Origin of the sequence: Neolewinella aurantiaca (assembly GCF_008014675.1) — a bacterium.
Lineage (GTDB): Bacteria > Bacteroidota > Bacteroidia > Chitinophagales > Saprospiraceae > Neolewinella > Neolewinella aurantiaca.
In genome coordinates, this window is the sequence record NZ_VOXD01000046.1 from 1 (window position 1) to 24586 (window position 24586).

The window sequence follows — 24586 nt, forward strand, 5'->3', positions numbered from 1 at the left end:
CTTACACGCTGACTTCTGGCGACTTCACTGCTACCAAGCAGATGATCGTACAGTAATCGTTACGGGTTAACGCCCGTGAAACGCAGCCTGAAGGCTGCGGAACAGAGCCCCGCCACTCAGAGACGAGTGGCGGGGTTTTTGTTTTTCAGAACAGCTCTGGCGCTGCAGCCTGCGGAACAGGGCAGGCCCTTAACCATTCATTGCACCTGCGTTCGCGCCCGGAAAATTGCCGAATGCTCAAACAATGGGTGAGGCATCAAAAAGGGAGTCGAAGGTTTCTGCGTACTTCCGCCATGAAAAGCGTGTGGCCCATTCGGGACCAGCATCAGCTCTTCTTTTTACCTCGGGGCCTTGTTTGGCTACCGTCAGGAGATGGTCCGTTAACAGGTCTTCATGCTCTGTGGGGTAGAAGTAAGCGAGGTTGCCACCGACTTCAGGCAGACTCGAGTTGTCGGGGCAAATAACGTTGGTGCCACAGGCCAATGCTTCCACGACAGGGAACCCGAAACCTTCATAGATGCTGGGATACACCAGGGCAAGAGCATTAGTGTAAGCCTGACCGAGTAGTTCGAGCGGAACAAAGCCCGTGAGGATAATGTCTGATCGGTAAGGATGCTGTTCGAGCTCTTCGAAAAAGGTGCCGGACTTCCAGCCTTTCTGCCCAACGATCACCAGTTGGACTTGCTCGGTGGATTGCTCTCTGAAGGCATGGTAGGCGCGGAGGAGGCCGCTTAGATTTTTGCGTGGTTCGATGGTGCCAACGAAAAGAAAGTAGGGTTCGGTCAGTTTGAACGCTGCGGTGAATTCGTTCCCTTCATCCCGGGAGATGCGCTCATCGTATCCCAGAGGGATAGTGACGGTCTTGGGAGCGGTAAAGGGGTAGACGCTGGCCAGGTCGTTGGTGGTGCTTAAAGAGTTGGAGAGTACGGTATCTGCCCGGCGGAGAATGCCAGGAAGGAATGTTCGTTGTAGTATCTGGCTGTGCCAGCGGTGGTAGTCGGGCAGCAGGATAGGGGTGAGGTCATGGATCATTGTAACCCGACGCATTCCGGAGGGGAGGTTGAAGGGACCGAAATGTGCGGGTTCAAATACGGCATCGACTTTGAGCCGGCGAAGGAGCCGGGGAATGATGAAAAACAACCGCATGGATGCGTAACCGATTGGCAGGTGAATGTTCGGCACTTCGATCTGTTTCAGGGGGAGCGCCGGGTCCTTCTTCTCACGGATGATGATGTACTCATGCCGGGTGTTCATCTGGCTTAGCGCATTTACGAGTTCACGGACGTAGACGTGAACTCCAGCCCGCTGATTGTCTAAAGGATCGGCAATGATGGCGATTTTCATGGCGTATCGTTAAGAATATTCTCATAAGCATTGATGGTCAGGAGAGCAGTTTTAAGCCATGAGAACTTATTCGCCTGACGCCAGGCAGCGTCTGATTTTTGGGCATGGAAATCGTTGTCCGTAAGCATTTGGTGCATCGCCGCGGCGATTTCCGGAAGATCATTGGGGTCTACTCCAATACCTCCATCTCCTGCTACTTCGGGCAGGGAACTGTTGTTGCCATAGATGGTAGGTGTGCCGCAAGACATTGCTTCGACGATGGGAAGGCCAAAGCCTTCGTAGAAGGAAACGTAGCATAGCGCCCGGGCGTGAGCGTAGAGAACGGGGAGGTCTGCGTCGTTGACGAAGCCTGTAAAGATTACCCCCGGAAGGTCGGCGGGGAGATCAGCGAAGATTTCGTCGGTTTTCCATCCTTTCTTACCGCAGACCACAAGGTTACAATCGAGGTCAGGGTTGTCCTGTTTCAACTGTAAGAACGCTTTGATGGTGTTAGCGAGGTTTTTCCGGGGTTCGATGGTGGACAAACACATCAGGTAAGGAGAGGAAGGAATTCCGTATTCCATGAAAACGTTCGCGGGGTTTGTCTTTGCCGCTTCTGTGTTGAAGAAATCTGTATCGGCAGCTTCGGGTACGAGGTGCAGACTTTCTGCTGGCGGCTGGTACAAGCGCTTGAGGTCGTCTTCGGTAGCGCTGGAAACAGATAAGAAAGAAGCCCGGGCTGCGATGGCGGACTGCATGCCTTTTTCGGCTGATTCCACGTTCAGGTCCTCGTGGTATTCGGGGAACAGCAAATGGCTGAAGTCGTGAACGGTGAGCAAGACACGCTTCCCTTCGTGGGGAAGAAAATCGAAGTGCTGCGGCAGCGGAATATGGATCAGGTCGGTAGACTGGATGATTTCCTGAATAGGAGCCCAACCCATACCTGTTGCGGTATTTCTGGCTACGTTTTTAAAGGAATTCAGATACCTTCTGAAAGGCCCGTTGCGGTAAAGGCTGGCAATGGGGCGGTATACCGAACTGGGCAGCACTTTTTTGATGTAAAGCTTTAACAACAGCAGGCTCTTTTCGTAGGACATTGTGCGCCGGTCAGTTAAAACGGCTTTTTCTTCGCTGGTGGCTTGCTGCTCTTTTGCTACTATTGGTTGCTGAGACTCGAACTGTACGACGCCGAAGTTGTCAACCATTGAAATGTCCAGGTGAGGAAAATGCGGGAGCAGGGGAGCAAGGCCCTGGCTTAGCCCGGTCAGGTAGCGTTTGATGCCATCGTTATCGGTTGTGGATAGTTTAGATGCTTCTATTATGATTCGTCGGGAAGGAGGTAATTTGTGCTCTGTTGCCTCGAGGTAGCCGAACTGGTGGAGTGTTGCTCCGTGGATGTTGGTAAGAAGGCGTTGGAGCTCAGGTGGTACCTCATTTTTCCAGCCGCCCACTTTACCGCTCCGAAAATGTTTTTTGACCCGTTCAGCGCTGAAAGCTTCACCTTTTCCTCCCCCGTACGCCGGTTGCCCGTTGCGTAAGCTTTGGAAAGTAGGAAGTTTGGAATGGTTGGGAGCGGGCAAGTCTATAATTGACCTCAGTTTTTCTACCTCACGGATGGGGTCGGAGATGAGGTCTTCGAAGCGAATGATGATAGCTGCCTTCTTCGTCCACTGTTGGACGTTTTCGGACCATCCGCCAAAAAAACTGCCGTTTTGGGCGAGGGTTGCTTCGAGTAGGTTGTTGTAGAAGTCGGTACCAGGGGCGACGATGTCTTTGCGGTGATGTGCGATGGAGACGAGGGAGTCTCTTCCGTCCCGGATGAGGTATACGGCGGGGAGGTCTTTTAACTCCTGGGGTAATTTCTCCGGAAGAAGATGGGTCTTTACTACGGGATAATTGGTGAAATTATAGTCTACCTCCCGGTCGGGGTCCTGATGGTAGGTGCTGGAGGTCAGGCCGTAAACTTCATGTAATACGTTTCGGAAAAAAGTATTGCCCGAGCGGGGAAAGGAAGCTAGCCAGATCATATTTAAAGGTGGGATGAGGTAAGAAAAGCCAAAGTCATCAGACGAAAGTATAAATCCCTAAAGAAAATTATGCTTCTGGCTGGTAAAGTAGTATTTCTTGTTGCTTGTAAGCGATATTTGGCACTACATAAAGCATTTTAAATTGAAACTCTTCCGTTTTTTTCGTAAAAAAAGAGGTGCTCCTTCTCCGGAGAAGGCGTTGACGCTTGTGTCAGTACACATTCCGAAGACGGCAGGCACCAGTTTTCGCAAGTCGCTCAAAACAGCTTACGGGGAAGAAGAGGTGGTCCGGCTCGATATAAACCTGAAAAACCGGAGAGCCCGGCTAAACGAGGAAGAATACGAAGAGGATTTTCTGCCAAATGGTATCCAGGTGGTGCACGGGCATTTCAGCCCGGCGGTTATTCTGGAGCAATTTCCAGAGACTTCAGGGGTAGACTTTATTACCTGGGTACGTCATCCTGTAGAGCGGGTGATTTCCAATTATTTCTACCTGGAAAAGCGCCTGAAAGAAGAGCTCGATGAAGCAGGCAAGGGCCTCAATATTTTGAGCAAGATGCAACGTTCCTTACTGGAGTATGCGCGAGACGAGATCAACCGTAACCGCCAGCACAAATTCCTCGAAGGAATGTTGTTGGAAGATTTCAAATTCGTAGGCGTTCAGGAACACTATACCGATGATCTCGCTGAGCTCGGTCTGCGTCTGGGCTGGAAAGAGGTGAAAGAAACCGCGGTCAACATTACGGCCAGGGAGAAACCGGCGGTCAGCGATGAAACCAGAGCGGAGATTGCGCGGCTCAACGAGAGAGATATGGCACTTTATGAACAGGCCCTGCACCTGCGTTCGCGCCGCAAGGAAAAGCCGTAAATTGAATTGGTCTCTATTCATGTCCCTAAAACAGCGGGGACGTCGTTCTAACATACCCTGCGCGAGCTTTACGGCGGCGGGGTGACAGAAAGCCTGCACCGAACCCACGTTACGCGCGATGCGCACAAGCGTCAGCCCCTGGCCGCTTACCTGACCGGAGAAACAAAAGTTGTTCATGGGCACTTCCACTACGAAGAGATTGCTGAGGTGAAGCAAGCGCACGATGCGAAAGTAATTTGCTGGCTCCGTGATCCTGTGGAACGGGTTATTTCCAATTACCACTTCTTTGAAAATGGCCTGACCGATCCGGCCAGAAATAAAAAGAACTACGAACTGAATAAGCACCGTAAGCACGAATCTCTGCTTACCTACGCCACGATGCCCGAAAAAAACAACGTGATGAGTAAGCTTTTGACTGGAATTGACCTGGCAGACATCTTCTTTATCGGGTTTACGGAGGACTATGAAAACGACCTCAGCCGCCTGAGTAATTTACTGGGCTGGCCCGAAGTAACGCCCGCTCACCTGAATACGCGGCGCGCGCCGGAGGGACCAACAGAAGAGGTTACGGCAGAAGTCAGGGCAGAAATTGCCCGGCTCAACGCCGGGGACGTTGCTCTTTACCGACGGGCGCTCGAACTGAAGGAGAATGCGCGTTAGCCGAGGGGCCGCAACAGCGCCTGGACGGTCAGGATTAAGATGGTTACATTTGCAGCTCTCTAACTCGTTGCTCTGTAAGGTCAAATACTCATATGTTGGAATCATCTTCAGGCATCCGGAATGCCCAGGCCATCTGGGCTGAACAAAAGGCGCGATTGCCCGTGTTCGTTGGGGTGCTTCTTTGCCTGTCTGCGATTTACTTCTTCCAACTCGAGGAAGACTTACAGCTCTTTCGCCTGTTTCTGATTTTTGTGGCCGGCTTCTTCGTGTCAGGGCTGCTGGATGGTGAAACTCGTCTGAAGTTTATTTGGGCGCTGAACGCAGGTGCAATGTTTGCTTTATTCGGTGTAACCGCCGGGCTGGGGATTCTGGTGATTGGTCTGTTGTTTTTCCTGATCGTTAACCTGCCCATTGGTGTGTGGTGGCGGGCATTACTGGCCCTCCTGTCAGGAGGTGTTTTGGCGATGGGTAAGTTGGGGTACCTCCCCTTTGCTGAGGCAGGCATCGTCTCGACGGTCATTGGTGGACTCTTCATGTTTCGTAGTATCCTTTACCTGTACGAAGTGCATCACGGCTGGCAGAATGCTTCCGTTTGGTTGAAGTTGAATTATTTCTTTCTGCTACCTAACCTCATCTTCGTCATTTTTCCGGTCGTAGACCTCAAGACATTCGCCAGAACCTACCAGCCGGAAGTCTCACCGGAAACCCTGGAGAAAGGACTGCTGTGGATGATGCGGGGTATGTTTCACCTGTTGCTCTACCGCATTGCCTATTACTACCTGATGCCCGATCCTGCTGCTACCAGTTCGGTCTTTCAGGTCATTCAGTACATGGCGGTGTCTTACGCTCTGATCGTGAGGTTGTCGGGTATTTTTCACCTCTCCACCGGAATGCTGTGCCTTTTCGGCTTCAACCTTCCACCTACGTTCGATAACTACTTCCTCGCTACCGGCTTTAGCGATCTGTGGCGTCGGATCAATGTTTACTGGAAAGACTTCATGATGAAGGTCTTCTACTTCCCCATTTATTTCCGGTTCACGAAAAGAAACAGCGTGGCTGTGTTTATATCGGTCATGCTGGTGTTTCTCATCAACTGGGGGCTCCATCAGTACCAATGGTTTTGGATCAAAGGGACCTTCCCCGTTACAATTATAGACGCCATATTTTGGCTGGGCTTTGGCCTTCTGGTTGCAGCTAATTCTATTTATCAGATTAAGACCAAAAAGAAAAGGAAGAAAGTCAAAGAATTCTCTTTGCGGGCAGCCTCGGTCACCTGCTTGCAGGTGATTGGGATGTTTACTTTTATGAGTGTACTGTGGTCGTTCTGGACAAGCCCGAGCATCGCAACCTGGCTGGAGTTGATCGAACTCGCTCTTCCCATTTCTGCTGTTCAGCTGGCCCTTATTGCCGGAGGACTTGTTGCGCTGTACTGCATCGGGATCGCGGGCAGTTACGTGAGCTACTACCTGGACAAAACGAATAAGAATCCGGATCAATCCCTCAAGGTGAAAGCTTACGCCCTGTTCTGGGTGGTGGCTGTTGTTCTGATGGTCAACCCCGTAAGCAAATGGGTGGAAACCTCCCTGGCCATCGACCTGGGCCCCGTCCGTGAAGCCCGACTGAATGCTGCCGACGCTGCGCGGCAGTTTCAGGGCTACTACGAAACCCTGTTAACGGGCAAAGACCTGGCAACGGTAGGGGTAGCAAAGAATGAAGACGAGAATAGTAGAGAGTGGAAGCCGCTCGGGAGCTTTGGAATCATTAAGCAAAACGAAAATGAATTCTCCCGAAGCCTTTTGCCCGATGTTGAAATCATCTTTAAAGACGCCCGCCTCACTACGAATTCATTCGGTTTCAGGGATCGGGAATACAACTTTGAGCGCCCCCCTAACACGATGAGAATTGCCCTGCTGGGCGGGTCTTCCGAAATGGGAGCAGGAGTCTCGGACGAAGAAACTTTTGAGAATATCGTGGAAGATACCCTTAACCAGACAGGAGGTTTGGCGAATTCAGAGAAGGTAGAAATTTTGAATTTCGCGCTTTCCGGAATGAAAATGCCCAATCAGGTAATGAAAGCGGCTGAAGCAATAACTTACAATCCACAGGTTTTGCTGTACGCAATTCATACAGAAGAAACTGGCCGCGGGCTGAAAGAATTTATCAAGATATTTACCTCCGAAGATGCTTCCCTGTTTCCTGAAATAAACGAAATTAGTCGTCTTGCCGGTCTCCAGCCAGAGATGTCAGCGCTGAAAAAGCAGAGCTTGCTGCGCCCTTATGCCCGTGAACTGGTAACCTGGACGGCTCGCCGGATTGTGAAGTTGGCCAGAGAGGCTAATGTGAAGCCCGTCATGATGTTTACACCGGTTCTTGAACTGAAGAATGCAAAGAAATTGGTCGAAGATGAAGAGATCAAAAACATTTTCCGCAAGGCCGGATTTTTAGTTGTTGATGTACAGACCGCTTACGATGGATATGATGCAACTAATCTACGGGTTGCTAAAGGGGATAATCACCCGAACGCACAGGCTCATCGTCTGATGGCTGACGAATTGCTCCGTCAGTTTAGAAATAATACTGAGTTAATCAGGCTTCTGGAAGCAGTAGAATGACCACGGGTGAATGGGCGCAAACCAGATTGTCGCTCAATCCCTTCCAAGCCTTCCCACATCGCTTCGCTGGGGAGGAGCAATCGCGACAATCTGGTCTGCGCCCGGGTGAATCCTTTCTTTACTTCAGGGTGAATTAAAGTTCGTAGCTTTTAATTACGGCAAGCTTGTTCTTTTGCATTTCAGCACCGAGGTGTTTGTTGCAATTGTTGATGTAAAATTCGAGCCCAGCACCGACGTCTTCGGCTTCATGGATCACGGAGCCTTTGTCTAAAACCAGCAGGCGATCTGCGACTTTAAGGATTTTACGAATGTGATTGGTTATAAAGATCACACCCTTCCCCGGCTCGTTGACGAATTCACGGAGGTTGTCCATGCACTTGGCCTTGAAGGCCGAGTCTCCAACAGCGAGTGACTCGTCGATGATGAATACATCAGGGTTGGTAGCCATCGCGATGGAGTAAGCAAGGCGGGCCTTCATACCGGAAGAGTAATTCCCAAAGGGGCGGTCCAGGCGGTCTCCTAACTCAGAAAATGACTCGATGAAGGGGACTTTTGCCTCAATTTCTGGCAGGGTCATACCGTACATAGAACCTTTGATGTAAATGTTCTCGCGGCCGGTGAAGAGTGGCTGCATACCGGCGCTAAGAGCAAAAATAGCGGTTAGTTTCAAGCCGGGTAAGCTTGTTATAGTTCCCCCGTCCAGGTTGTAAATACCACTGATTAGCCGCATCAGGGTAGTCTTGCCGGAGCCGTTTACTCCTACTATGGCAAGGATTTCTCCGGAGTACAGCGTCATATTGATATCGCGGAGGCTATAAAATTCTCCCTTACGGAGACCAGGGTTTTTACGTGAGGGAGAAACAATGTCGCGCCACATATCCTGAGCGCCGTGCAGGAGACCTCTGCGCAGATCGGAACTGAATTTCTTATGGAGTCCCGAGACCTGAATGAGTGGTTGTTTTTCCATTAGTTGGCTATTAATCGCTCACGGATGCGCGGCTCGGTAATCTGAAAAATACGAAACGCAATGAGAAAGAAAACGATACTCAATACGGCAAAAAATCCGAAATAGAAAGGTGCGAAAAAGGTCCCGTTTGTGAGTAGGTCACGGGGGAACCCGATCAAATAGGTAAGTGGGTTCATCGCAACCAGATCGGAAAGTATCCCGATTTCAAGCTTAGGGGAATAAAGAATTGGCGTCAGGTACATCAATAAGCGAATACCTTCATCGGCCATCCGGCTGATATCCGCAACAACAATTCGAAGTGGAGAAACGAGTAGTCCGATCCCGGTACCAAGAAGAAGCAACGGAATCAGGGCAAAGGGAAACAGCAGTGCGGCCAACCCAAACCGGACGCCAAAAAGCCATAAAACCGCTACGTTAAGGAATAAGGGAATTGCAAACCGGATCAAGTGGACTACGACGGCCTGGGCTACCAGGGTAATTATCGGAAAAGGCGTCATCAGTAGCAATCGGCCGTACTTCTCCTGAATTCGGGAACAGGCGCGGTAGATTTCCGCAAAGAACCCCCAAACCGAAGTGCTCAATAATACATAAGCAGGGTAGGGAACCTCCGTGTCGCCAGGGTTGAGGATGCCTGCCTGGTTGAGAAGAACCCAAACTAAAACAGCTACAAGCGGTACGAGTACCATCCAGCCCAGCCCTAATAAAGAGCGACGAAATTCGGCCCGGATCTCAACACGGCTCAACTGCCGTACAAGCAGCGAGTAAGAGCGGAGGTCCTGAAATGTCTTACTCACAGACACACGTGTGTTTTGCTGCTCAGAAAGATGAAGCGGAGATAACAGGTGACTGTCGGGTGACTTGGGGGTGTTGGTCATGGTTTCTCGCTGGCACAAAGTGCCTTTTAGGTGGGCGCAGTGCGCAGGTGCAAAGCAGGTTTTCAAGAGAATACTCCTTGAAATACTGTAATCGGCCGGTGACCGGCCGGTGGTTGTAATGGCTTTCGTACCTTGCCCTCTTAAGTTGCCCTGTACCTGCGTCCGCGCACAAAACTACTAAACAAAGAAATGACTAACATCAAAGAAGACGTAAAGGCCTACATTATTGAAGAATTCGCCTATGAAGCCGATGTGGGACCACTGACCGATTCCACGCCGCTACTAAGCAGCGGTATCATCGATTCCATCTCTGCCCTGCAGCTGGTTGAGTTTTTGGAAAACAAGTACAGCTTTTCATTTCAGGCGCACGAAGTAGATCAGGATAATCTTGACAACCTTGCGCTTATCGAGGCCTTCGTTATGTCTAAAGTAAGCGCAAAGTAAGCATGAACGGACTCGCCGGCAACTTCGCTGAAACAGCCCTCCGCTACCCAAATCAGGTCGCACTGGAAAGCAAGGCCGAAGGGAAACTGACTTATCGGGAGCTCGACCTCAGGGTCTGCGAATTCAGCGATGTTCTGGAAGGATACGGTGTTACTGCCGGCGACAGGGTAGCTTTGGTATTGCCTAAATCGCAGTTTAAGGTTGTCGTGATATTATCTGTAATCAGGTTGGGAGCCGCCTACGTTCCGTTGGATGTTGCCGCTCCGTTCTCGCGTAATAAGTTCGTAATTGCCGAAGCAAAACCGAAACTGATACTTGCCGCTCCCGGCCTTCTGGGAACACTAGACGGAGTCTGGGACGAGGAGCCCATTATCCCGGATGAAGGAGAAGAGTTCGTCGCACTGATCGCTGCTGATGATGCTGCCCGAGATGAACTTCCCGGCCTTGCGTACATCTTGTTTACTTCCGGTTCTACCGGCAAGCCGAAGGGCGTTGCCATCAGCGAGGCCGCCGCTTTGGCGTTTGTCAGTTGGGCCAGTGCTGAGTTTAATCTTCGGCCGACGGATAGTGTCGCCTCTGTAGTTCCCTTTCATTTTGATCTTTCCATTTTCGACCTCCACGCAACGCTGACCTCTGGCGCTCGTCTTGTCCTGATCTCCGAAGCAGCCACCAAAAACCCCCGGCTGCTGGCGGGTGAACTGGCTGAACTCGGAGCAAGCTTCCTGTATACGACCCCTACCTCACTACGCTTGCTGGTAAGCCACGGTAAATGTGAAACGCATAACCTTACTGGTCTGCGCCAGGTGCTTTACGCCGGAGAGGCTTACCCCGTCGCCGACCTTGTTCGTTTGATGGAAACGCTGCCTGAGGCTGAAATCGCAAACCTCTACGGACCAACGGAAACCAACGTCGTAACCTTCCACCGGTTGCGCGGGGTACCTGAGCCGGGGCAGCAAAAAAATATTCCCATCGGCAGGGCTTGTCCCTACGCCCGCTTATTATTGTGGGACGATGGACCTGTTAATCAGGTGCCGGACGCAGAGGGAGAACTGCTCGTCGCTGGTGATTCACTGGCGGTCGGCTATCTCGATCCGGAAGCAACAAGTCGCGCCTTCATCAGCTACAACGATGAGCGGTTTTACCACACCGGAGATCTGGTGTGGGTGGATGATCAGGAAAACCTGATCTTCCTTGGGCGTAAGGACAGGATGGTCAAGCGAAGAGGCTACCGCATCGAGCCCGCCGAGATAGAAGCTGCCCTTCAGCTACATCCCGCGGTCTCCCGCGCGGCAATTACGACCGGAACTGCCAAAGACGGAGGCGTAAAGCTCGTGGCACACTACGAGGTCACTTCGGGAGAACCCGCACCCACCAAACTCGACCTGATGGCTTACTGCCGGGAACACCTGCCCTTGTATATGGTGCCCGATGGTTTCCGGCAGGAAGTCGAATTGCCCCGAACGAGTTCTCAGAAAACTGATTATGCCACCCTGCAAGCCGCTGTAGATGAAGAATAATGACGCTGTGATCAGCCCGGGAGAAGTAATAACTGCAATTGAGCGCTTTGCTCAGCAAGCCAATACGTTGCGTATCTCTACGCCGGACGATTTTCGCCTCAAATGGACAATGGCGGGCAGGGAAGGACTCCCCGGACTTGTTGTTTCAACTGAATACGGCGGTCTCGGACTAGGAGCAAAAGGTACTTGCCTTGCGCTCGAAGAACTGGGCCGTACGCACGAAGATGCCGGCTTTAATTTCGCCCTCGCGGCCCATTTGCTGGCCTGTGTCGTGCCGATCAATTCCTACTGCGACTCAGCAGAGTCTGAAAATTGGCTCTCCAGAATAGCCAACGGAGAATGCGTAGTCGCCAACGCGATGACAGAAGGCGGGGCAGGTTCAGCGGCGTATAACATGGCAACCGTTGCCGAACCCGTTGCCGGGAAGTACAGGCTCCGGGGAGAGAAAACGTACTGCAGCAACGGCCCGGTAGCCGATTTGGTGCTGACCTACGCAATGACCAACCCGAAAAAGGGCGCTTTTGGTGGAATAACAGCTTTTGTCCTGGACCCCGAGAAGCACGGCTTTAGGAGAGGACCGGTAATCCCAAAGGCGGGGCTGACTGGATGTTTGCTCGGGGAGTTTGCGTTTGCAGACCTGATTGTTGGTGATGAAGACATTCTTGGCAGTCCCGGCGGGGGAGCGGTGATCTTTCAGGAGTCTATGAACTGGGAAAGAATTTGCCTCGGTGCACTTCATCTTGGGGAGATGACGCGACTGCTCAAAAATGTAGTCACGTTTGCTAATTCCCGGAAACCGGGAGGTGTAGCCATCAGTAAGCACCAGTCGGTCACACACCCTTTAGCGCGGCTTAAGGCACGGATGGCTTCCGCCCGGGCACTGATGATCCTGGCCGCCGAAAAGCTGGACGAAGGACAGCCCGTTGCCGAAGAGGCGGCGATGGTTAAGCTACTCGTTAGTGAGCTCTACCGTGATTTTGCCGTTCAGCTGCACCAAACTTATGGAGGTGTAGCTTTTCACGCCGGCCATCCTGCAGCAGAATGTTTGGCCAATTCTGCCGCGTCAACAATCTATTCCGGCACTTCGGAAGTTCAGTGTAATATTATTGCCCGATATTTGGGCCTCCGCTAACCGCAAATGACTTCGAACATCATGAATTCAGAAGATAAAAATTACGACGTAATCGTCATCGGGGGTGGCCCCGCCGGATCAACTACGGCCACTACGCTGGCCCGAAAAGGTCATGATGTCCTGCTGCTCGAGAAAGCCAGGTTCCCGCGTGAACACGTAGGCGAATCATTGTTGCCTTTTTGTTACCAGGTCTTTGAAGAACTTGGCGTACTGGACAAAATGGAGGCCAACTTCAGCCGGAAACCCGGCGTAACGTTTTCTAATTACGATGGTACTGACCAATCTCACTGGTGCTTCTCGCACGTGATAAACGACCCGAGCTACTTGTCCTTCCATGTTCACAGAGCTAAATTTGATGACATTCTGCTTCGCAACAGCGAAGCTAACGGTGTAGAGGTAGCGGAGGAAATGAGTGTGCGACAGGTTGACTTTACGGATGACGGTAAAGGAGTCAACGTCTCAGCTACGGATGCTAACGGAGAGGACAAAACCTTTAAGGGACGCTTTGTGGTTGATGCCAGCGGGCAGACCACACTGCTGGCGAGACAGTTTGGGAGCAAAAAGCCCTTCGAAAGCCTCAAACCCCGGGCTGCGATATCCTGCCACTGGCTGAACGCAAATCTGGAAGAAGACCTGGCTGAGGGTAATATTAAGATCGTTCACCTGGAAGGGGAGAAGCTTGGCTGGATCTGGATGATCCCTCTGGCAAACGGCCGCCTCAGCATGGGAGTAGCCGCCAATATGACTTATGTAAATGCCCGGCGCAGAGAACTCAGTAAAGCCCACGACAACTGGCAGGAGGCTTTCTACCTGGAGGAACTACGCTCTTCTCCGGTAGTTGCGCGCACTATCGAGGGAGCCAGCCTGGCGCAGCCAGTGGCTGCAAATGGAGATTTTTCCTACTATGCGGCCGAGAAATACGGAGACCGCTTCGCCATCGTCGGTGATGCGGCCGGGTTTCTGGATCCCATTTTCTCCAGCGGTATTTACCTGGGCATTAAGGGCGGCCAGCGGGTAGCGGAGGGTATCAGTGCTTTGCTTGAAAATAATGATGGTACCGTCCTCGAAAAGGCGTATCAGGATGTTGACGGAGCTTACCAGCTTGTCGAAAAACTGATCAACACTTTTTACGAGCCCGGTTCCGTTCGGTTTTCCGGTGTTGACAAAGTACTAGACCAGAGCTATAAGAAATTCGAAACAGCTTATTCGATTCTTCATCTGGTGTTGGCCGGAGACTTTTTCTCTAATCACCAGAAGTACATTAAGGCAATCGAATTGCTGCGCGATAAAAGCATGATCGATAAGTACCGTAACCTGATCAAGCACCCGGTAACAGAGGTGGACGCCACGGTTTGCCGGCGCAAGGAGGAATCCGTTATAACAATGGCTTAATGTACGAGGATAACTGGAACGCTTATTACGAAGGAAATTACCGGAAGCTGGGGCGAAAAGCTCTCTGGGACGTAGAGCCCGAACGCGCCGTCGCCCTCGACCAACGGTATTTTGCCGATCCTTTTGACCCCGGTCTTCCCGTTGTTGATCTGGGGTGTGGTACGGGAGAACAGTCCGCTTACCTGCGCGCACACTACGATCATGTGATTGGGGTAGATGTAGCTACCGTTGCGGTGGAAATGGCAAAAGAAAATCACCAGCAGGAAGGACTCGGGTACGAGTTCCTGGATGCCACCCGGCCGGATATGGCCGAAGCGCTGCGCGCACGTATCGGAGAGTCTAACGTCTACATGCGGGGCGTACTGCACCAGATATTACCCGAGCACCTGGCCCGCTTTCAGGAGGTCCTTTCCATTCTCATGGGGAAACGGGGCTGCTGTTATTTCAACGAGGTTTCGGCAGGCATCCGGGAGTACTTTACGGAATCATCTGATCGGTTTGCGGAATTACCCAAACGGATGCAGCAGGTTTTTATCAGTAATTTACCCCCGCGCGGCCTGGAGTTGGAAACCGTTACGAACTTCTTTCCGTCTTCAGGCTTTAAAACTACTGATGTTCGCAAAGGGAAGTTAGAAACTAATCTCAATTTCCTAACCGGCGAACCTATATTTATCCCTTCTGTACAGGGACTGGTACATCCAGCCTAACAATAAAATCAATACGATTATGAGGTTTTTACTTTTTGCAGGAATCACAACACTTTGCTTCTTTCTGACAAGCTGTAATCGCGCCCCCGACTCCGCAGCAGAAGCTGAGACGATATCAAAGATGGAGAAAGAGGTCGACGAGGCCGTTTTTCAGGGAGATGCATCAGATTACGGACAAAAAGCGATCAGCCAATTCGAGTCTCGTGTTACCCTCACGGAAGAGCAGAAAGCCGAGATCCTCAAGATGAGTAGTGAGTACGACTTTGCCAACGCCAGCGTATCGGAGCGCAGTGATATGGTTAAAAAGATGGTAGAACGGATTAAAAGCGAAGTACTTACCGAAGACCAGTTGAAAAAGGCAAGGAATAAATAGTCAGCATTTGCCGACGAGAGCCTGTCTTAACTGAAGATTATTGGTCGTAGAAATTAGTGTAATGAGCGATTGAGTTCCGGAGCGTGTACCGGATGATCGGTTTCGTGTCGTAGTCTCCCGCAGCAGCACGACGGAGGAGTCGTGCCAGGGAGACAGTGCTCATCTCCTCCATTTCCAGGAATTGCCCGCCAACCGTTTCCACCAAGGCCCCCCGCCCGGAGGAAATAACCGGGATGCCCATTGCCACAGTTTCTGCCGCCGCAAAACAAAACCCTTCGCTGTAGGAGGGAATAACGACACAGGAAGACGTGAGTAGCAACTCGCGGAGGTCTTCGTCACTGAGTTCATGATGAATTTCGGTAACATCTCTGATGTTCAGTTCGTCGAGCATCCCGTTGATGCGTGCCAGCATCGCTGCGGGGCGCCGCGGTATGATGAGTCTAAGCCTTGCCTGAGGGTGCGTCTTTTTCAGCTCAGCTGCTGCCGGCAGCAGCAGGTCGAGACCTTTGGATACTCCCAGCCGACCGAAGAAAGTATAGTGAAAGCCGGGCTTCGGACGATGCTCCATGCCGGTGAAATCATCGTAGTTCAGTCCGTTGTAAATGCGGATGACCTTCTCTTTTTTAACTCCGTTTTGCACCAGCGTCCGCGCCGTGAAATCGGAAACGGCCACGTAGCTGTCGAACGGAAGGTTGAGTACGAAGCGCTCAAAAACACGGAAAGCCCATGCCTGAAACCGAGACAGAAAAGGTAGTTGTAACCAGAGGTCACCCCAGAATTCGTGAAAGGTGATCACGGCCCGCGTGCCGCTCAGTCGGGCGGCCAACCAGGCTGGTGGTGCTGCGTTGTAAGTAGTAGTGTGAATCACGTCTGCCCACCGTGCCGATCGCCACGCTGCGGGGAAGGCCAGTGCCGAAAACAAGAAGCGGTTGCCGCAATTTATGCGCTGAATGGATACGCCGGAACGAACCTCGCGAACCGGCAAATCAGGGCGGAAGCGTGTGGTGATTACCCGGACGCGGTGTCCTTTGTCGGCCAGTTGTTCCGCCAGCATCCCGAAGAGGGTTTCGGCGCCGCCGATGTAAGGCGGGTAGTGCTCCAGGACAAAGAGAATATTCATTCTTCAGCGTCCTTGTCTGCGTCGCGCAGCGCAATTTTACGCGCCAGTTCGGTTACCTGCTTCCGGTTCTCCCTCACTTCTCCGTAAAGCATGAAAATCAGGTACACAAGTATGCCCATGCCGAGAAAAATTACGGCATTGACGTTGTCCGCAATACCGAAAACCCGGGCGACGAAGGAGGAAATGGCATCCGGGAAAATGGAGAACACCGCCAGACTTACCCAGAAGAGGACGGAGAAGGTGCATTCGCGCAGGTTGATTCTGCCCTTTTGATAGCGCGTAGCCAGCCCCAAGACAAAAATCAGGGAAAGCAAAGGAACAACGATCTGAAAAATACGAATCTCCATGAGAGCGAAAGGTACGAAACCAGAAGGGTATTCTTCCCGAAGGGCTAGCGGAAAACTATGTTCCACAGGAAGTTCAATGCGGTCGTAAAGCCTATCTGAAGGTCTTGCCCTTTGCTCACCGAGTAATCGGTGTACCGTACCGAAATCGCCGTTTCGCCCACTGCCAACTGCTTACTTTCTGCCTTCATGAGCATCTCGCTGCAGAAGCCGAAACCGTCGATGTCCAGATTAATTGCTACGATGGCATTTCTGTTCAGGAGCCGCATCCCCGACTGGCTATCGGTGTACGAACCACGGGCAAACATGTTGGTCATGGTGTTGGCAATACCATTGAAGAAGCGGCGCGAACGCGGGATGCAAAGTGAGGGATCAAGGAACCGGCTACCCACCACCAGATCGCATTGCTGCTCTTGCATCAGTTCACGGAGTTTGTGCAGGTCCCGGACAACGTGCTGGCCGTCGGCATCTATAAAAGCGAGGTGCTGCCACTGGCGCTGTCGCGCCAGTTGGATGCCGGTCATCACTGCCGCGCCTGCGCCGCGGTTGATGGGGTGCGTTGCCACCACGGCCCCCAGCCGGCGGGCCAGCTCGCCGGTACCATCTGAACTGCCATCGTCGATGACGCACACGTTGTTGAACCCTTCGGAGCGCAACTCCGTAAAAACCTCCTCCAATACGGTGGCCTCGTTGTAGGCCGGAAGACAAACCCAGATATCGGACGAATTGGACGTCATTCCAGTTAGCTTTTAGAGGATTTCGAACAAGGCAATATTGCCGGGGTAAATGGTTTGACCGTGTACGCCATACCTGGCATTGGCCTGCTGCCCGTTGGGCAGGCGGATGAGTGGCGCTGCGGGGTCCTCCACGTAGTTGTCGGTTACCAGAATCCGGACTTTGGGCGAAGACGTCAGTTCCCTCGCAATGCTGATGAATTTCTTTTTCAGGGTCTGCTCGGGGGTGCGGTCAACGGTGGCGGTTCTGAGATCAAAGAAGATGTAACGGAAACCCTGGGCCTTCAGCATATCGAAGAACTTGCTGTTGTCATCGAGGCGGGCGGTAATCTGGTCGTAACGCTCCAGCGTCGGGTCACTGAACACCCGGGTGCTGTTTTTTGAAATCAGGAAGCCGTAATGGGTGTTGACCCGGTATATGTTGGTCGACGGATCGGCGTTCATGATGCGGATCGCCTCGGAGACTTTAGGGTTGAACTTATCAACTGCTTTACGGGCGGGGCGGGTAGGGTCGGTGATGACTTCGACGAAGGGAGAACGCAGTATAGAGGCCGTATTGGGCTCTCCCGGATACTGCGAGGTGAAGTAATGCAGGGTGTAAAGCAGCACGAAAACGGAAAGTACTGCCCCTCCGAAATACCGGCTGAAGTTCCGCAAGTCTGCTCCCAGGAGCCGACCCGGCGACTCGAGAAACCATAACCACACAATCGGCGTCGCGACGAAGAGCGGCAACGCGTACCAAATCACTCCGTTGCCGAGCAACCACCATAGCAAACTGTAGACAGCGAGGAACCCCGCGAACCCTTTTATTCCGGAAGTATCATCAGCAAAACGGTGGCGTACCCGTAGGGCGGCGAGGGCAAACACCCCGAACATCACCAGTAGGGTGGCCCACAGGGTCAGGTCTCCGAGCAGGAAGAAAACCGGACTAAGTACACCGGCCAGCATGAAGATTGGTCGGACAAACAAAGCGTGCAAACCAGCCATCCAACTGGGAATATCGTTGGCAACAAGTTTGTTCTGAAGCTCCTGCCAGGCCGAATCTGCCGCAAAATCACCCGCCGCCGAAGCATAAATAGCGTAGTACGAGCCGGCCAGAACAACCAGGACAGAGCAAGCGTAAAGCACGCCCCGCCATACGGGCGGTCGTTGCCTTCCCACGGCGAAGAGCAGCAGCGGAAAGAACAACAAAAATAGAAAACCCGGATCCACGTACCGCTGGTTGGGGATGTTAACACCAGCATTGAGGTCGTTTGGCAACGAAGCGTAGCGCCAGAAGTACTGTTCGTAGCCCAGGTAGCGCTGAATCTCTTCCCGCACCGCTCCGTCGGTGGCGTCTCTGCCGGGACGATTGTCTTTTTTCTGTTGTTGACCAACGAGGCGTGGCCGGGCTGCGGAGGTCAACTCCCGGTTGCTGATCAACCGGGGGAGAACCCTGTCGGAAGAAGTACGGTGAGAAAGCTTTGGTATGAATTCAAGGGGCGGCTTTTTTGCCCGGCCCCTGATCAGGCTGGAAACACTTACGTTTCCGTTCTCAGCCACGTGCTTTATCGCCCAGGGGCTGAACGCTGTGAGAAAAGAAAGGGCCATAAGGCCCGTTAGCATGACCGGTTGGAGAACCGTGCGGAGTTCGTTGCGGTAGGTAAACCAGAGCCCGGTCAGGCCGGAGATCGTCAGTCCGGCACCCAGAAGGGCGCTCTGCGCCCCTGTAAGGTCGAGGTAGCCGAACCGGTAGATGCCACTCAGGAATACAAAGCCCAGGGCCACGGAGAGGGCAGAAAGGTAGGCCCACCGGCCGCCGTACTTTTGGAACAGCCAAACCGTGATGGCGAGGACGTACACAATGGCGGTGTATTTTACCGTGAAGGCGTACCCGGCCAGCCAGCCAAGCAACAGAAAAGAAAACGCAGTGGGACTAAGGCTTTTATTGATGAAGGGAATGCTGACCGTAAGGGACTCTCCGGAAGGCTTGCTTTGCACCAGCGTCCGCGCCGCCACGTATACACCCGCAAGAATGATGAAAGCGAAGGCCAGGTCGATTTTTTCGTCTACAATACTGTGGAACCCGAAGTAAGGAGAAACGAGGGGAATAAAAGCCGCCAGCAAAGCGTAATCCTGGCTCAGCCATAAGCGGGCCAGCCGGTAGACCATCAGCGCGCAGAGCACATTCATGAGGTGCGAAATCAGCATGGCTACCGAGAGACTGCCAAAAAGCGTTTGCCCGAAGGCCATCATGAGCGACCAGCCGTAGGCCTGGCCACCGTAAGGAAGTCCGCCGGTGTCCGCCATCAGGTTAGCGAGGTTGACGTACAGCGCACTGCCATCGTACCCGATCGGAAAGGTTTTGAAGGCTGCGGTCACGTTGAAACCCGTAACGGCCAACAGAACCACCAGAATTGCCGGAGACCACCAGCGACTGAAGGTAACGTATTGTTTCGTCCAGAGAAGGTCCGTCAGGAAGGACAAGGTCGCGCGCCACCGCAGGCCGATGGCCAGCAGCAAAAGCCCCCAACAGGTGTAAACATTGAGCACGTCGCCCAGTCCCAGCAAGACCAACGGAATCCCCAGCAACGAAAACCCGAAGGCGATGTTTACCAGCGTATTGCCTTCACCGAGTTTCTCCCGCAGTGACGAGGTAAGCCAGCTGCCAAGGCTGTAAGCCGCAGTAACGATAAGGATGAGCCCCGCCAAATGAATACTGGAATAGCCGAAGAAGTAACCCGCCCGCGCAACCGGGGATGAGCCGCTCAGGAAGCCCCCCGAACTGAAGGTGATGATGACTACTGCACTGAAAACCTGCACCGCGAGGTAGGCCGTAAGCCCGCGAAAAGGCAATGCTGCCTGCTGATCATCCGATCTTCTGCGCTGTAGGTGAGCCCACAGCCCGGCCAGGCCAGCCGTAAGACCAACGAAAGCAACAAGCCCCGGACAGGGGATTGCCTGCAGGGTTTCTATTACGTAAGTATGTTGAACTACATAGTCCGTGAAAACCAGAAAACTCCAGGCTAGAACGGCTAAGATTGTGAATATTCTTCCAAACATGGGGGCTTCATCCGTTATGGGCAATCCGTTAATCATCGGCACAACACCAACGATATGCAGGCGTATAGTTACGTTGATTTTCTGACTTGCCTGCCGGAACGGCCACGAAATCACCGTTTAGAGCTGATTGACTACTCTTTTTTGTTGCCGGGGACGCCTTTAGTCGCCATCAAAGCCGGTAAAATCCCCAAAGCGGAAGAAAGACCCCTTAAGCTATGCGCCTCACTGCGGTCTGCGTACCAATGTGGAAAGCTTCGGGAGAATCACCCTCGAGGCCCGAGAGCACCAGTAAGCCGGGGCGTTTGCCTGTTTCCAGGCTGCCCAGTTCGTCGTCGAATTGTAGTGCTTCGGCTCCGTTAATGGTTGCCCAGGTGAGCATTGTCGTGAAGGGCACGTAGCTCTGGTACTTACTGATCGTGCGCAGTTCCTCCAGGATGGAAAGTTGCCAGTTGGAGGTCAGCGAATCGGTGCCCACGGTAACCTTGGCTCCGGCGTCGATGAAGACGTCGTAGCGGGGCAGCCGGTTTTCGATGTAGAGGTTGGCGTTGGGGCAGGTCGCGAAGTAAACACCGTTCTGGGCCCATTCGGTAGCGGCCCTGATGCCTTCGGCGTCGGTCAGGGTGTTGTGAACGAAAAGGGTACGGTTGGCGGGGTTCATGCGGCTGATCGCGTGGTGGATGGAGCTCTTTCCGGTAGCCTGGAAGTCGTCGATATTAGCTCCGAAGCCCTTGAAGAAGTCCTGAAACGGGCCTTCTCCGGTCAGGAAAAGTTCCATCTCTGCCGGAGTTTCTTCGCTGTGGATAGAGATGGTTTCCGTACCGTCGTTCAGGTCGTTGATCAAATCGTAGAGCGGGTCCGAGACGGTGTAGGGCGCGTGAGGGACGGCACTTTTGGCGTTGCCGTCGTTGTCGGCTTGCCCGTCGTAAACGGCTTTGTAGCCATCAAAGCTGGCCTGCGCGCGTTCGGGCTGGAGAAAGTCGAACATCTCCACAAAGCTGTAGTAGCGGATGGGGCTTTTGCATTTTACCGGCGCTGTATCGAGCTTGTTCGAGATGTCGCCCACGGCCTGAATGCCGTTGTCCCACATGTACTGGTCCCATTTTTCGATGGCGGCGTCGATCACGTCCTGCTCCATTTCGCGCAGCGTCACAACGTCAACGATAAAGGGAAGCAGCGTCTTTCCCGTCTGGCTTTTGCCCACGAGGTGGCTCAGCTCGAGGTGGCAATGGGTGTTGATGAAACCCGGAATCAGGATGCCTTCGTGCTTTACGGGCTCGGCAGCAGGTGCCGTGAAGGTTGGAGAGGCAGGGGCCAGGACTTCCGTGATCCGGCCGTCATCGTCCATGGCTATGATACCGTTTTTTATTGGCGGCGAGGTGATGGGGTAGAGGTAGTCGGCGGTGTGGTAGGTCACTTGCTTGGTATTTTGGATCGTTGGGTCGTTCGTCTGACCGGGGAGCGAAGGTAAGACGCCTTCGGTTACGAATACACATCTGCTACCGGTTGGTTGAACCGGAACTAACATCTTACCCGTTTCCGAACGGTAAAGTCACCGGTGGCTACTGCTGCCCCGGATAACCGTGCCTTCAACCGGTATTGCACCTGCGGCCCCGCCAGCTACTGAGCTTAAAGTTTACGGCGGTTCATCCAGAGAAAACCAATACCCAGTATAGCCAAGCCCGCCGAAATGAGGGTTGCGCTGAGGTTGCCGTACAGGTAAAACCCGGTAGCAAAGAGTACCGAGTAAATACCGATTGCCCCAATGAATACGGCCGCTATGCGCAGTGTCATATTCGAGTCGGGGTGAACGGTTATGTCAGTCGGCAGGTTGGCTGCAACGGGCTGCCAGCCCGGGCCACCGGGGTGAATCTTGGTGTAGAAGCTTTCCAGCGTAGCCCGGTCGGTTGGTTGGGTCATGAAGGTGACAACGAGCCACCCTACGGTGGTAATCGCTATACCCAACAGCAGTTTTTGGTGGTCAAGCAATTCGGGGAGACCTGCGGGCAGCCAGGCAAATTCCAGCATCAATGCCACAGCGAAGCTGATGAACATACCTGCAATCTCTGTGTAAGCGTTGATACGCCACCAGAACCAGCGTAAAATGAAGATGAGGCCGGTACCTGCACCAATCTGGAGCAGGATGTTGAATGCCTGCAGCGCGTTGGACAACGCCAACGCCAGAAAAGCCGCCAAAACCATAAGCACCACCGTCGAGATCCGGCCGATGTTGACCAGTTCTTTCTCCGAAGCCTCCGGCTTGATGAAGCGCTGGTACCAGTCGTGCACCACGTAGCTACTGCCCCAGTTGAGGTGGGTAGAAAGCGTCGACATCAGCGCGGCAATCAGTGAGGCGATTACCAACCCGAGCAAACCTTTGGGGAGGTAACTCAACATCGCCGGGTAGGCGAGGTCATCGTTCACCACCGAAGGGTCGATCCCGGGGAAGGCCGTAGCAATGCTGGCCAGGTCAGGGAATACAACCAGCGATGCGAGGGCAATCAGAATCCAGGGCCAGGGGCGCAGGGCGTAGTGGAACGCGTTGAAGAGCAGGGTTGCCCCCACGGCGTGTTTTTCGTTCTTGGCCGCCAGCATCCGCTGGGCAACGTAGCCGCCTCCGCCGGGCTCCGCGCCGGGGTACCATACGCTCCACCACTGTACCGCAATCGGTACAATCAGCAAGGGAACGTATACCGCCGGGTCATCGAAGGAAGGAATGATATCGAGCTTACCCGAGACATTCGGGTGGGCAAAGAGTTGGTCCAGTCCGCCTACTTCCGGCAGGTTCAGCAGATAAACAGCCGCCCATACTGCACCGATCATCGCGAAGGTGAATTGTACAAAGTCGGTAATCACCACGCCTTTGAAACCGCCCAGGGCGGAGTAAAAAACGGTTACGACCGAAACCAGAATAACGGTAGTGAACGGGTCCAGCCCCAGCAGTATGCCGGCAATCTTGATGCCGGCCAGGCAAACGGTGGCCATAATCATTACGTTGAAGAACACGCCCAGGTAAATGGCCCGGAACTGCCGCAGAAAGCGTGCCGGAGCGCCGCTGTACCGCATCTCGTAAAACTCCAGGTCGGTCATTACTCCTGAGCGCCGCCAGAGGCGGGCGTACACAAACACGGTCAGCATACCCGTCAGCAAAAAAGCCCACCAGGCCCAGTTGCCGGCAACACCGTTTTTGCGTACGATGTCGGTCACCAGGTTGGGCGTGTCGGCCGAGAAAGTTGTAGCTACCATCGATACCCCCAGCAGCCACCAGGGCATGTTGCGGCCGGAAAGGAAAAATTCCTTGGTAGAATCTCCACTGCTACGGCTGGCATAAAGCCCTATACCTAAAGAGACGAGAAAGAAGACGGCAATAATGGCCCAGTCCAGAGTTTGTAGCTGCATGAATCTTAAAGTCAAAAGTGTGTAGAGTGGTGGTAAGGTAATAAAATTCGTGTTCGCCTGTACATTGCTAGCTTTGCAGGAGCCGAAAGGAAAGTTCCGTTCTCTTTAATCTGTGCCTCAAGGCTTAGAGGGGGGGCGTATCCGGAAGGCCCCGCCACCCTGCAATCCATTACCGTTATGAAACTATTTGCCTGGCTTGTCCACATTTTTACCGCTTCCGGTCTTTTGGCCGGTTTTATGGGCTTGCTAGCCGCCATCGAGGGTGATTACCCAGCAGCAATGGCCTGGATGCTGGCTACGCTCGTCATCGATGGCATCGACGGTACCTTCGCCCGCATGGCGCGGGTAAAGGAGGTGCTCCCAAATGTAGATGGCAAGACGATCGATTACGTAATCGACTTTTTTACCTACGCCATCCTCCCGGCTTACCTGTTCTTCGTCGCGGTTGAGGCTCCGCTATGGGCCCTTTATGCGGGTAGCTTCATGATGCTTCTCTCCGCAGCCATTTACTACGGGTTAGAAGGTATGGTGAGCGAAGACGGAAACCATTTCGTGGGCTTCCCGGTGATGTGGAATATGGTGGTATATATCTTCATCTTCGTTGTCCCCTGGCTTTCGTGGCCGGTGTTACTGGCAATTACGGCGGTGTTTGCGGTGCTCCATTTCGTCCCGATTCTCGTGCCGTACCCCAGCCGCGGAGGCCGCTGGTGGATGCTCACCATCGCAATGGTGGTGGTGTTTATCGGTACTGCGTTGCTGAATGTTTGGGCTTATCCCCGGGTTTCCGCCGTCGGCCGTTGGGGCTGCCTCCTCAGCGTAGGGTACCTGGCTTTGGTAACCGTACTGGATACGTTTCAGGCGCGGCCGCAGGTGCAGGGCAAGGATGGATTAGAAAAGGAATAACCCTTGGGTTCGGGGGGCGGTACGGCAACAAAAAAAGCTCACTTTACCCGTAGCGTCTCCGCGCTGTCAGGACAATTATTGTCTTTGAGCACGAAGCCGTACGAGCAAAGCAAGCATTTGGCGACAACACTAATGAGAGACTTTGGCCGC

Annotated in this window: 20 protein-coding genes; 10 read left to right on the top strand and 10 right to left on the bottom strand. The window is 53.2% G+C overall.

Going from position 1 to position 24586, the window contains the following annotated elements; all coding sequences use genetic code 11:
* Window positions 1-237 precede the first annotated feature (237 nt).
* Together FUA23_RS20475 and FUA23_RS20480 are read right to left on the bottom strand one after the other, a co-directional pair.
* Entirely contained in the window at window positions 238-1344 is a 1107-nt protein-coding gene (locus FUA23_RS20475; RefSeq protein ID WP_147932644.1) for a glycosyltransferase family 4 protein, read from the bottom strand.
* Complete coding sequence (locus tag FUA23_RS20480) at window positions 1341-3350, bottom strand: glycosyltransferase (RefSeq protein WP_147932645.1); 2010 nt, start codon at window positions 3348-3350, stop codon at window positions 1341-1343. Before FUA23_RS20480 ends, FUA23_RS20475 begins: the two co-directional genes overlap by 4 nt.
* Before the next feature lie 142 nt (window positions 3351-3492).
* Between FUA23_RS20480 and FUA23_RS20485 the strand changes: the two genes are divergently transcribed.
* From FUA23_RS20485 to FUA23_RS20495, 3 genes are all read left to right on the top strand, one after another.
* A complete protein-coding gene (locus tag FUA23_RS20485) occupies window positions 3493-4218 on the top strand; it encodes a sulfotransferase family 2 domain-containing protein (protein WP_187271157.1) in 726 nt (241 codons plus the stop codon).
* Window positions 4219-4299: 81 nt separating this feature from the next.
* Window positions 4300-4878: a sulfotransferase domain-containing protein gene (locus FUA23_RS20490; protein ID WP_187271158.1), complete on the top strand. Its 579-nt coding sequence runs from the start codon at window positions 4300-4302 to the stop codon at window positions 4876-4878.
* A 92-nt stretch (window positions 4879-4970) separates the two neighbouring features.
* The gene (locus tag FUA23_RS20495) at window positions 4971-7490 is read left to right on the top strand and encodes an SGNH/GDSL hydrolase family protein (protein WP_147932648.1); all 2520 of its coding nucleotides are present in this window, start codon (window positions 4971-4973) and stop codon (window positions 7488-7490) included.
* A gap of 133 nt (window positions 7491-7623) precedes the next feature.
* Here the strand turns inward: FUA23_RS20495 and FUA23_RS20500 are convergent, their stop codons facing one another.
* Window positions 7624-8457 carry an ABC transporter ATP-binding protein gene (locus FUA23_RS20500; RefSeq protein ID WP_147932649.1) on the bottom strand — a complete coding sequence of 278 codons (834 nt, stop codon included), beginning with the start codon at window positions 8455-8457 and terminating at the stop codon, window positions 7624-7626.
* Complete coding sequence (locus FUA23_RS20505; RefSeq protein WP_187271159.1) at window positions 8457-9251, bottom strand: ABC transporter permease; 795 nt, start codon at window positions 9249-9251, stop codon at window positions 8457-8459. The genes FUA23_RS20500 and FUA23_RS20505 overlap by 1 nt, the downstream gene beginning before the upstream one ends.
* A gap of 270 nt (window positions 9252-9521) precedes the next feature.
* Between FUA23_RS20505 and FUA23_RS20510 the strand changes: the two genes are divergently transcribed.
* Genes FUA23_RS20510 through FUA23_RS20535 form a run of 6 tightly spaced genes read left to right on the top strand, consistent with a single transcriptional unit; the run spans window position 9522 to window position 14897 of the window.
* Window positions 9522-9776 carry an acyl carrier protein gene (locus FUA23_RS20510; RefSeq protein ID WP_147932651.1) on the top strand — a complete coding sequence of 85 codons (255 nt, stop codon included), beginning with the start codon at window positions 9522-9524 and terminating at the stop codon, window positions 9774-9776.
* 2 nt (window positions 9777-9778) lie between these two features.
* Window positions 9779-11293, top strand: coding sequence for an amino acid adenylation domain-containing protein (locus FUA23_RS20515; protein ID WP_147932652.1), 1515 nt, complete (start codon window positions 9779-9781; stop codon window positions 11291-11293).
* Complete coding sequence (locus FUA23_RS20520) at window positions 11283-12425, top strand: acyl-CoA dehydrogenase family protein (RefSeq protein ID WP_147932653.1); 1143 nt, start codon at window positions 11283-11285, stop codon at window positions 12423-12425. Before FUA23_RS20515 ends, FUA23_RS20520 begins: the two co-directional genes overlap by 11 nt.
* A gap of 21 nt (window positions 12426-12446) precedes the next feature.
* Complete coding sequence (locus FUA23_RS20525; protein WP_187271160.1) at window positions 12447-13817, top strand: NAD(P)/FAD-dependent oxidoreductase; 1371 nt, start codon at window positions 12447-12449, stop codon at window positions 13815-13817.
* Complete coding sequence (locus FUA23_RS20530) at window positions 13817-14524, top strand: class I SAM-dependent methyltransferase (RefSeq protein WP_147932655.1); 708 nt, start codon at window positions 13817-13819, stop codon at window positions 14522-14524. Before FUA23_RS20525 ends, FUA23_RS20530 begins: the two co-directional genes overlap by 1 nt.
* A gap of 19 nt (window positions 14525-14543) precedes the next feature.
* Window positions 14544-14897: a hypothetical protein gene (locus FUA23_RS20535; RefSeq protein ID WP_147932656.1), complete on the top strand. Its 354-nt coding sequence runs from the start codon at window positions 14544-14546 to the stop codon at window positions 14895-14897.
* A gap of 37 nt (window positions 14898-14934) precedes the next feature.
* Here FUA23_RS20535 and FUA23_RS20540 read toward each other — a convergent pair whose 3' ends face one another.
* The 6 genes from FUA23_RS20540 to FUA23_RS20565 form a co-directional block, all read right to left on the bottom strand.
* On the bottom strand, window positions 14935-16017 hold the full coding sequence (locus tag FUA23_RS20540; protein WP_147932657.1) for a glycosyltransferase family 4 protein: 1083 nt from the start codon (window positions 16015-16017) through the stop codon (window positions 14935-14937).
* Window positions 16014-16364 (bottom strand): DUF2304 domain-containing protein, encoded by a 351-nt coding sequence (locus tag FUA23_RS20545; protein ID WP_147932658.1) that lies wholly within the window; start codon window positions 16362-16364, stop codon window positions 16014-16016. The genes FUA23_RS20540 and FUA23_RS20545 overlap by 4 nt, the downstream gene beginning before the upstream one ends.
* Before the next feature lie 44 nt (window positions 16365-16408).
* Entirely contained in the window at window positions 16409-17098 is a 690-nt protein-coding gene (locus tag FUA23_RS20550; RefSeq protein WP_147932659.1) for a glycosyltransferase family 2 protein, read from the bottom strand.
* Between the two features lie 12 nt (window positions 17099-17110).
* Window positions 17111-20137: an ArnT family glycosyltransferase gene (locus FUA23_RS20555; RefSeq protein ID WP_147932660.1), complete on the bottom strand. Its 3027-nt coding sequence runs from the start codon at window positions 20135-20137 to the stop codon at window positions 17111-17113.
* A gap of 208 nt (window positions 20138-20345) precedes the next feature.
* Window positions 20346-21551 (bottom strand): amidohydrolase family protein, encoded by a 1206-nt coding sequence (locus FUA23_RS20560; protein WP_246144415.1) that lies wholly within the window; start codon window positions 21549-21551, stop codon window positions 20346-20348.
* A 212-nt stretch (window positions 21552-21763) separates the two neighbouring features.
* The gene (locus FUA23_RS20565; protein ID WP_147932661.1) at window positions 21764-23533 is read right to left on the bottom strand and encodes a sodium:solute symporter family protein; all 1770 of its coding nucleotides are present in this window, start codon (window positions 23531-23533) and stop codon (window positions 21764-21766) included.
* A 177-nt stretch (window positions 23534-23710) separates the two neighbouring features.
* On the opposite strand from FUA23_RS20565, the gene FUA23_RS20570 reads away from it, so the two are divergent.
* Window positions 23711-24436 carry a CDP-alcohol phosphatidyltransferase family protein gene (locus tag FUA23_RS20570; protein WP_147932662.1) on the top strand — a complete coding sequence of 242 codons (726 nt, stop codon included), beginning with the start codon at window positions 23711-23713 and terminating at the stop codon, window positions 24434-24436.
* Window positions 24437-24586: the final 150 nt, after the last annotated feature.

What these genes read in the sequence shown, in the direction of transcription:
- FUA23_RS20530 (WP_147932655.1), top strand. Translation starts at nt 13,817, where the DNA reads ATGTACGAGGATAACTGGAACGCTTATTACGAAGGAAATTACCGGAAG.
- FUA23_RS20555 (WP_147932660.1), bottom strand. Translation starts at nt 20,137, where the DNA reads ATGTTTGGAAGAATATTCACAATCTTAGCCGTTCTAGCCTGGAGTTTT.
- FUA23_RS20510 (WP_147932651.1), top strand. Translation starts at nt 9,522, where the DNA reads ATGACTAACATCAAAGAAGACGTAAAGGCCTACATTATTGAAGAATTC.
- FUA23_RS20565 (WP_147932661.1), bottom strand. Translation starts at nt 23,533, where the DNA reads ATGCAGCTACAAACTCTGGACTGGGCCATTATTGCCGTCTTCTTTCTC.
- FUA23_RS20500 (WP_147932649.1), bottom strand. Translation starts at nt 8,457, where the DNA reads ATGGAAAAACAACCACTCATTCAGGTCTCGGGACTCCATAAGAAATTC.
- FUA23_RS20535 (WP_147932656.1), top strand. Translation starts at nt 14,544, where the DNA reads ATGAGGTTTTTACTTTTTGCAGGAATCACAACACTTTGCTTCTTTCTG.
- FUA23_RS20520 (WP_147932653.1), top strand. Translation starts at nt 11,283, where the DNA reads ATGAAGAATAATGACGCTGTGATCAGCCCGGGAGAAGTAATAACTGCA.
- FUA23_RS20545 (WP_147932658.1), bottom strand. Translation starts at nt 16,364, where the DNA reads ATGGAGATTCGTATTTTTCAGATCGTTGTTCCTTTGCTTTCCCTGATT.
- FUA23_RS20540 (WP_147932657.1), bottom strand. Translation starts at nt 16,017, where the DNA reads ATGAATATTCTCTTTGTCCTGGAGCACTACCCGCCTTACATCGGCGGC.
- FUA23_RS20495 (WP_147932648.1), top strand. Translation starts at nt 4,971, where the DNA reads ATGTTGGAATCATCTTCAGGCATCCGGAATGCCCAGGCCATCTGGGCT.
- FUA23_RS20570 (WP_147932662.1), top strand. Translation starts at nt 23,711, where the DNA reads ATGAAACTATTTGCCTGGCTTGTCCACATTTTTACCGCTTCCGGTCTT.
- FUA23_RS20475 (WP_147932644.1), bottom strand. Translation starts at nt 1,344, where the DNA reads ATGAAAATCGCCATCATTGCCGATCCTTTAGACAATCAGCGGGCTGGA.
- FUA23_RS20515 (WP_147932652.1), top strand. Translation starts at nt 9,779, where the DNA reads ATGAACGGACTCGCCGGCAACTTCGCTGAAACAGCCCTCCGCTACCCA.
- FUA23_RS20525 (WP_187271160.1), top strand. Translation starts at nt 12,447, where the DNA reads ATGAATTCAGAAGATAAAAATTACGACGTAATCGTCATCGGGGGTGGC.
- FUA23_RS20480 (WP_147932645.1), bottom strand. Translation starts at nt 3,350, where the DNA reads ATGATCTGGCTAGCTTCCTTTCCCCGCTCGGGCAATACTTTTTTCCGA.
- FUA23_RS20550 (WP_147932659.1), bottom strand. Translation starts at nt 17,098, where the DNA reads ATGACGTCCAATTCGTCCGATATCTGGGTTTGTCTTCCGGCCTACAAC.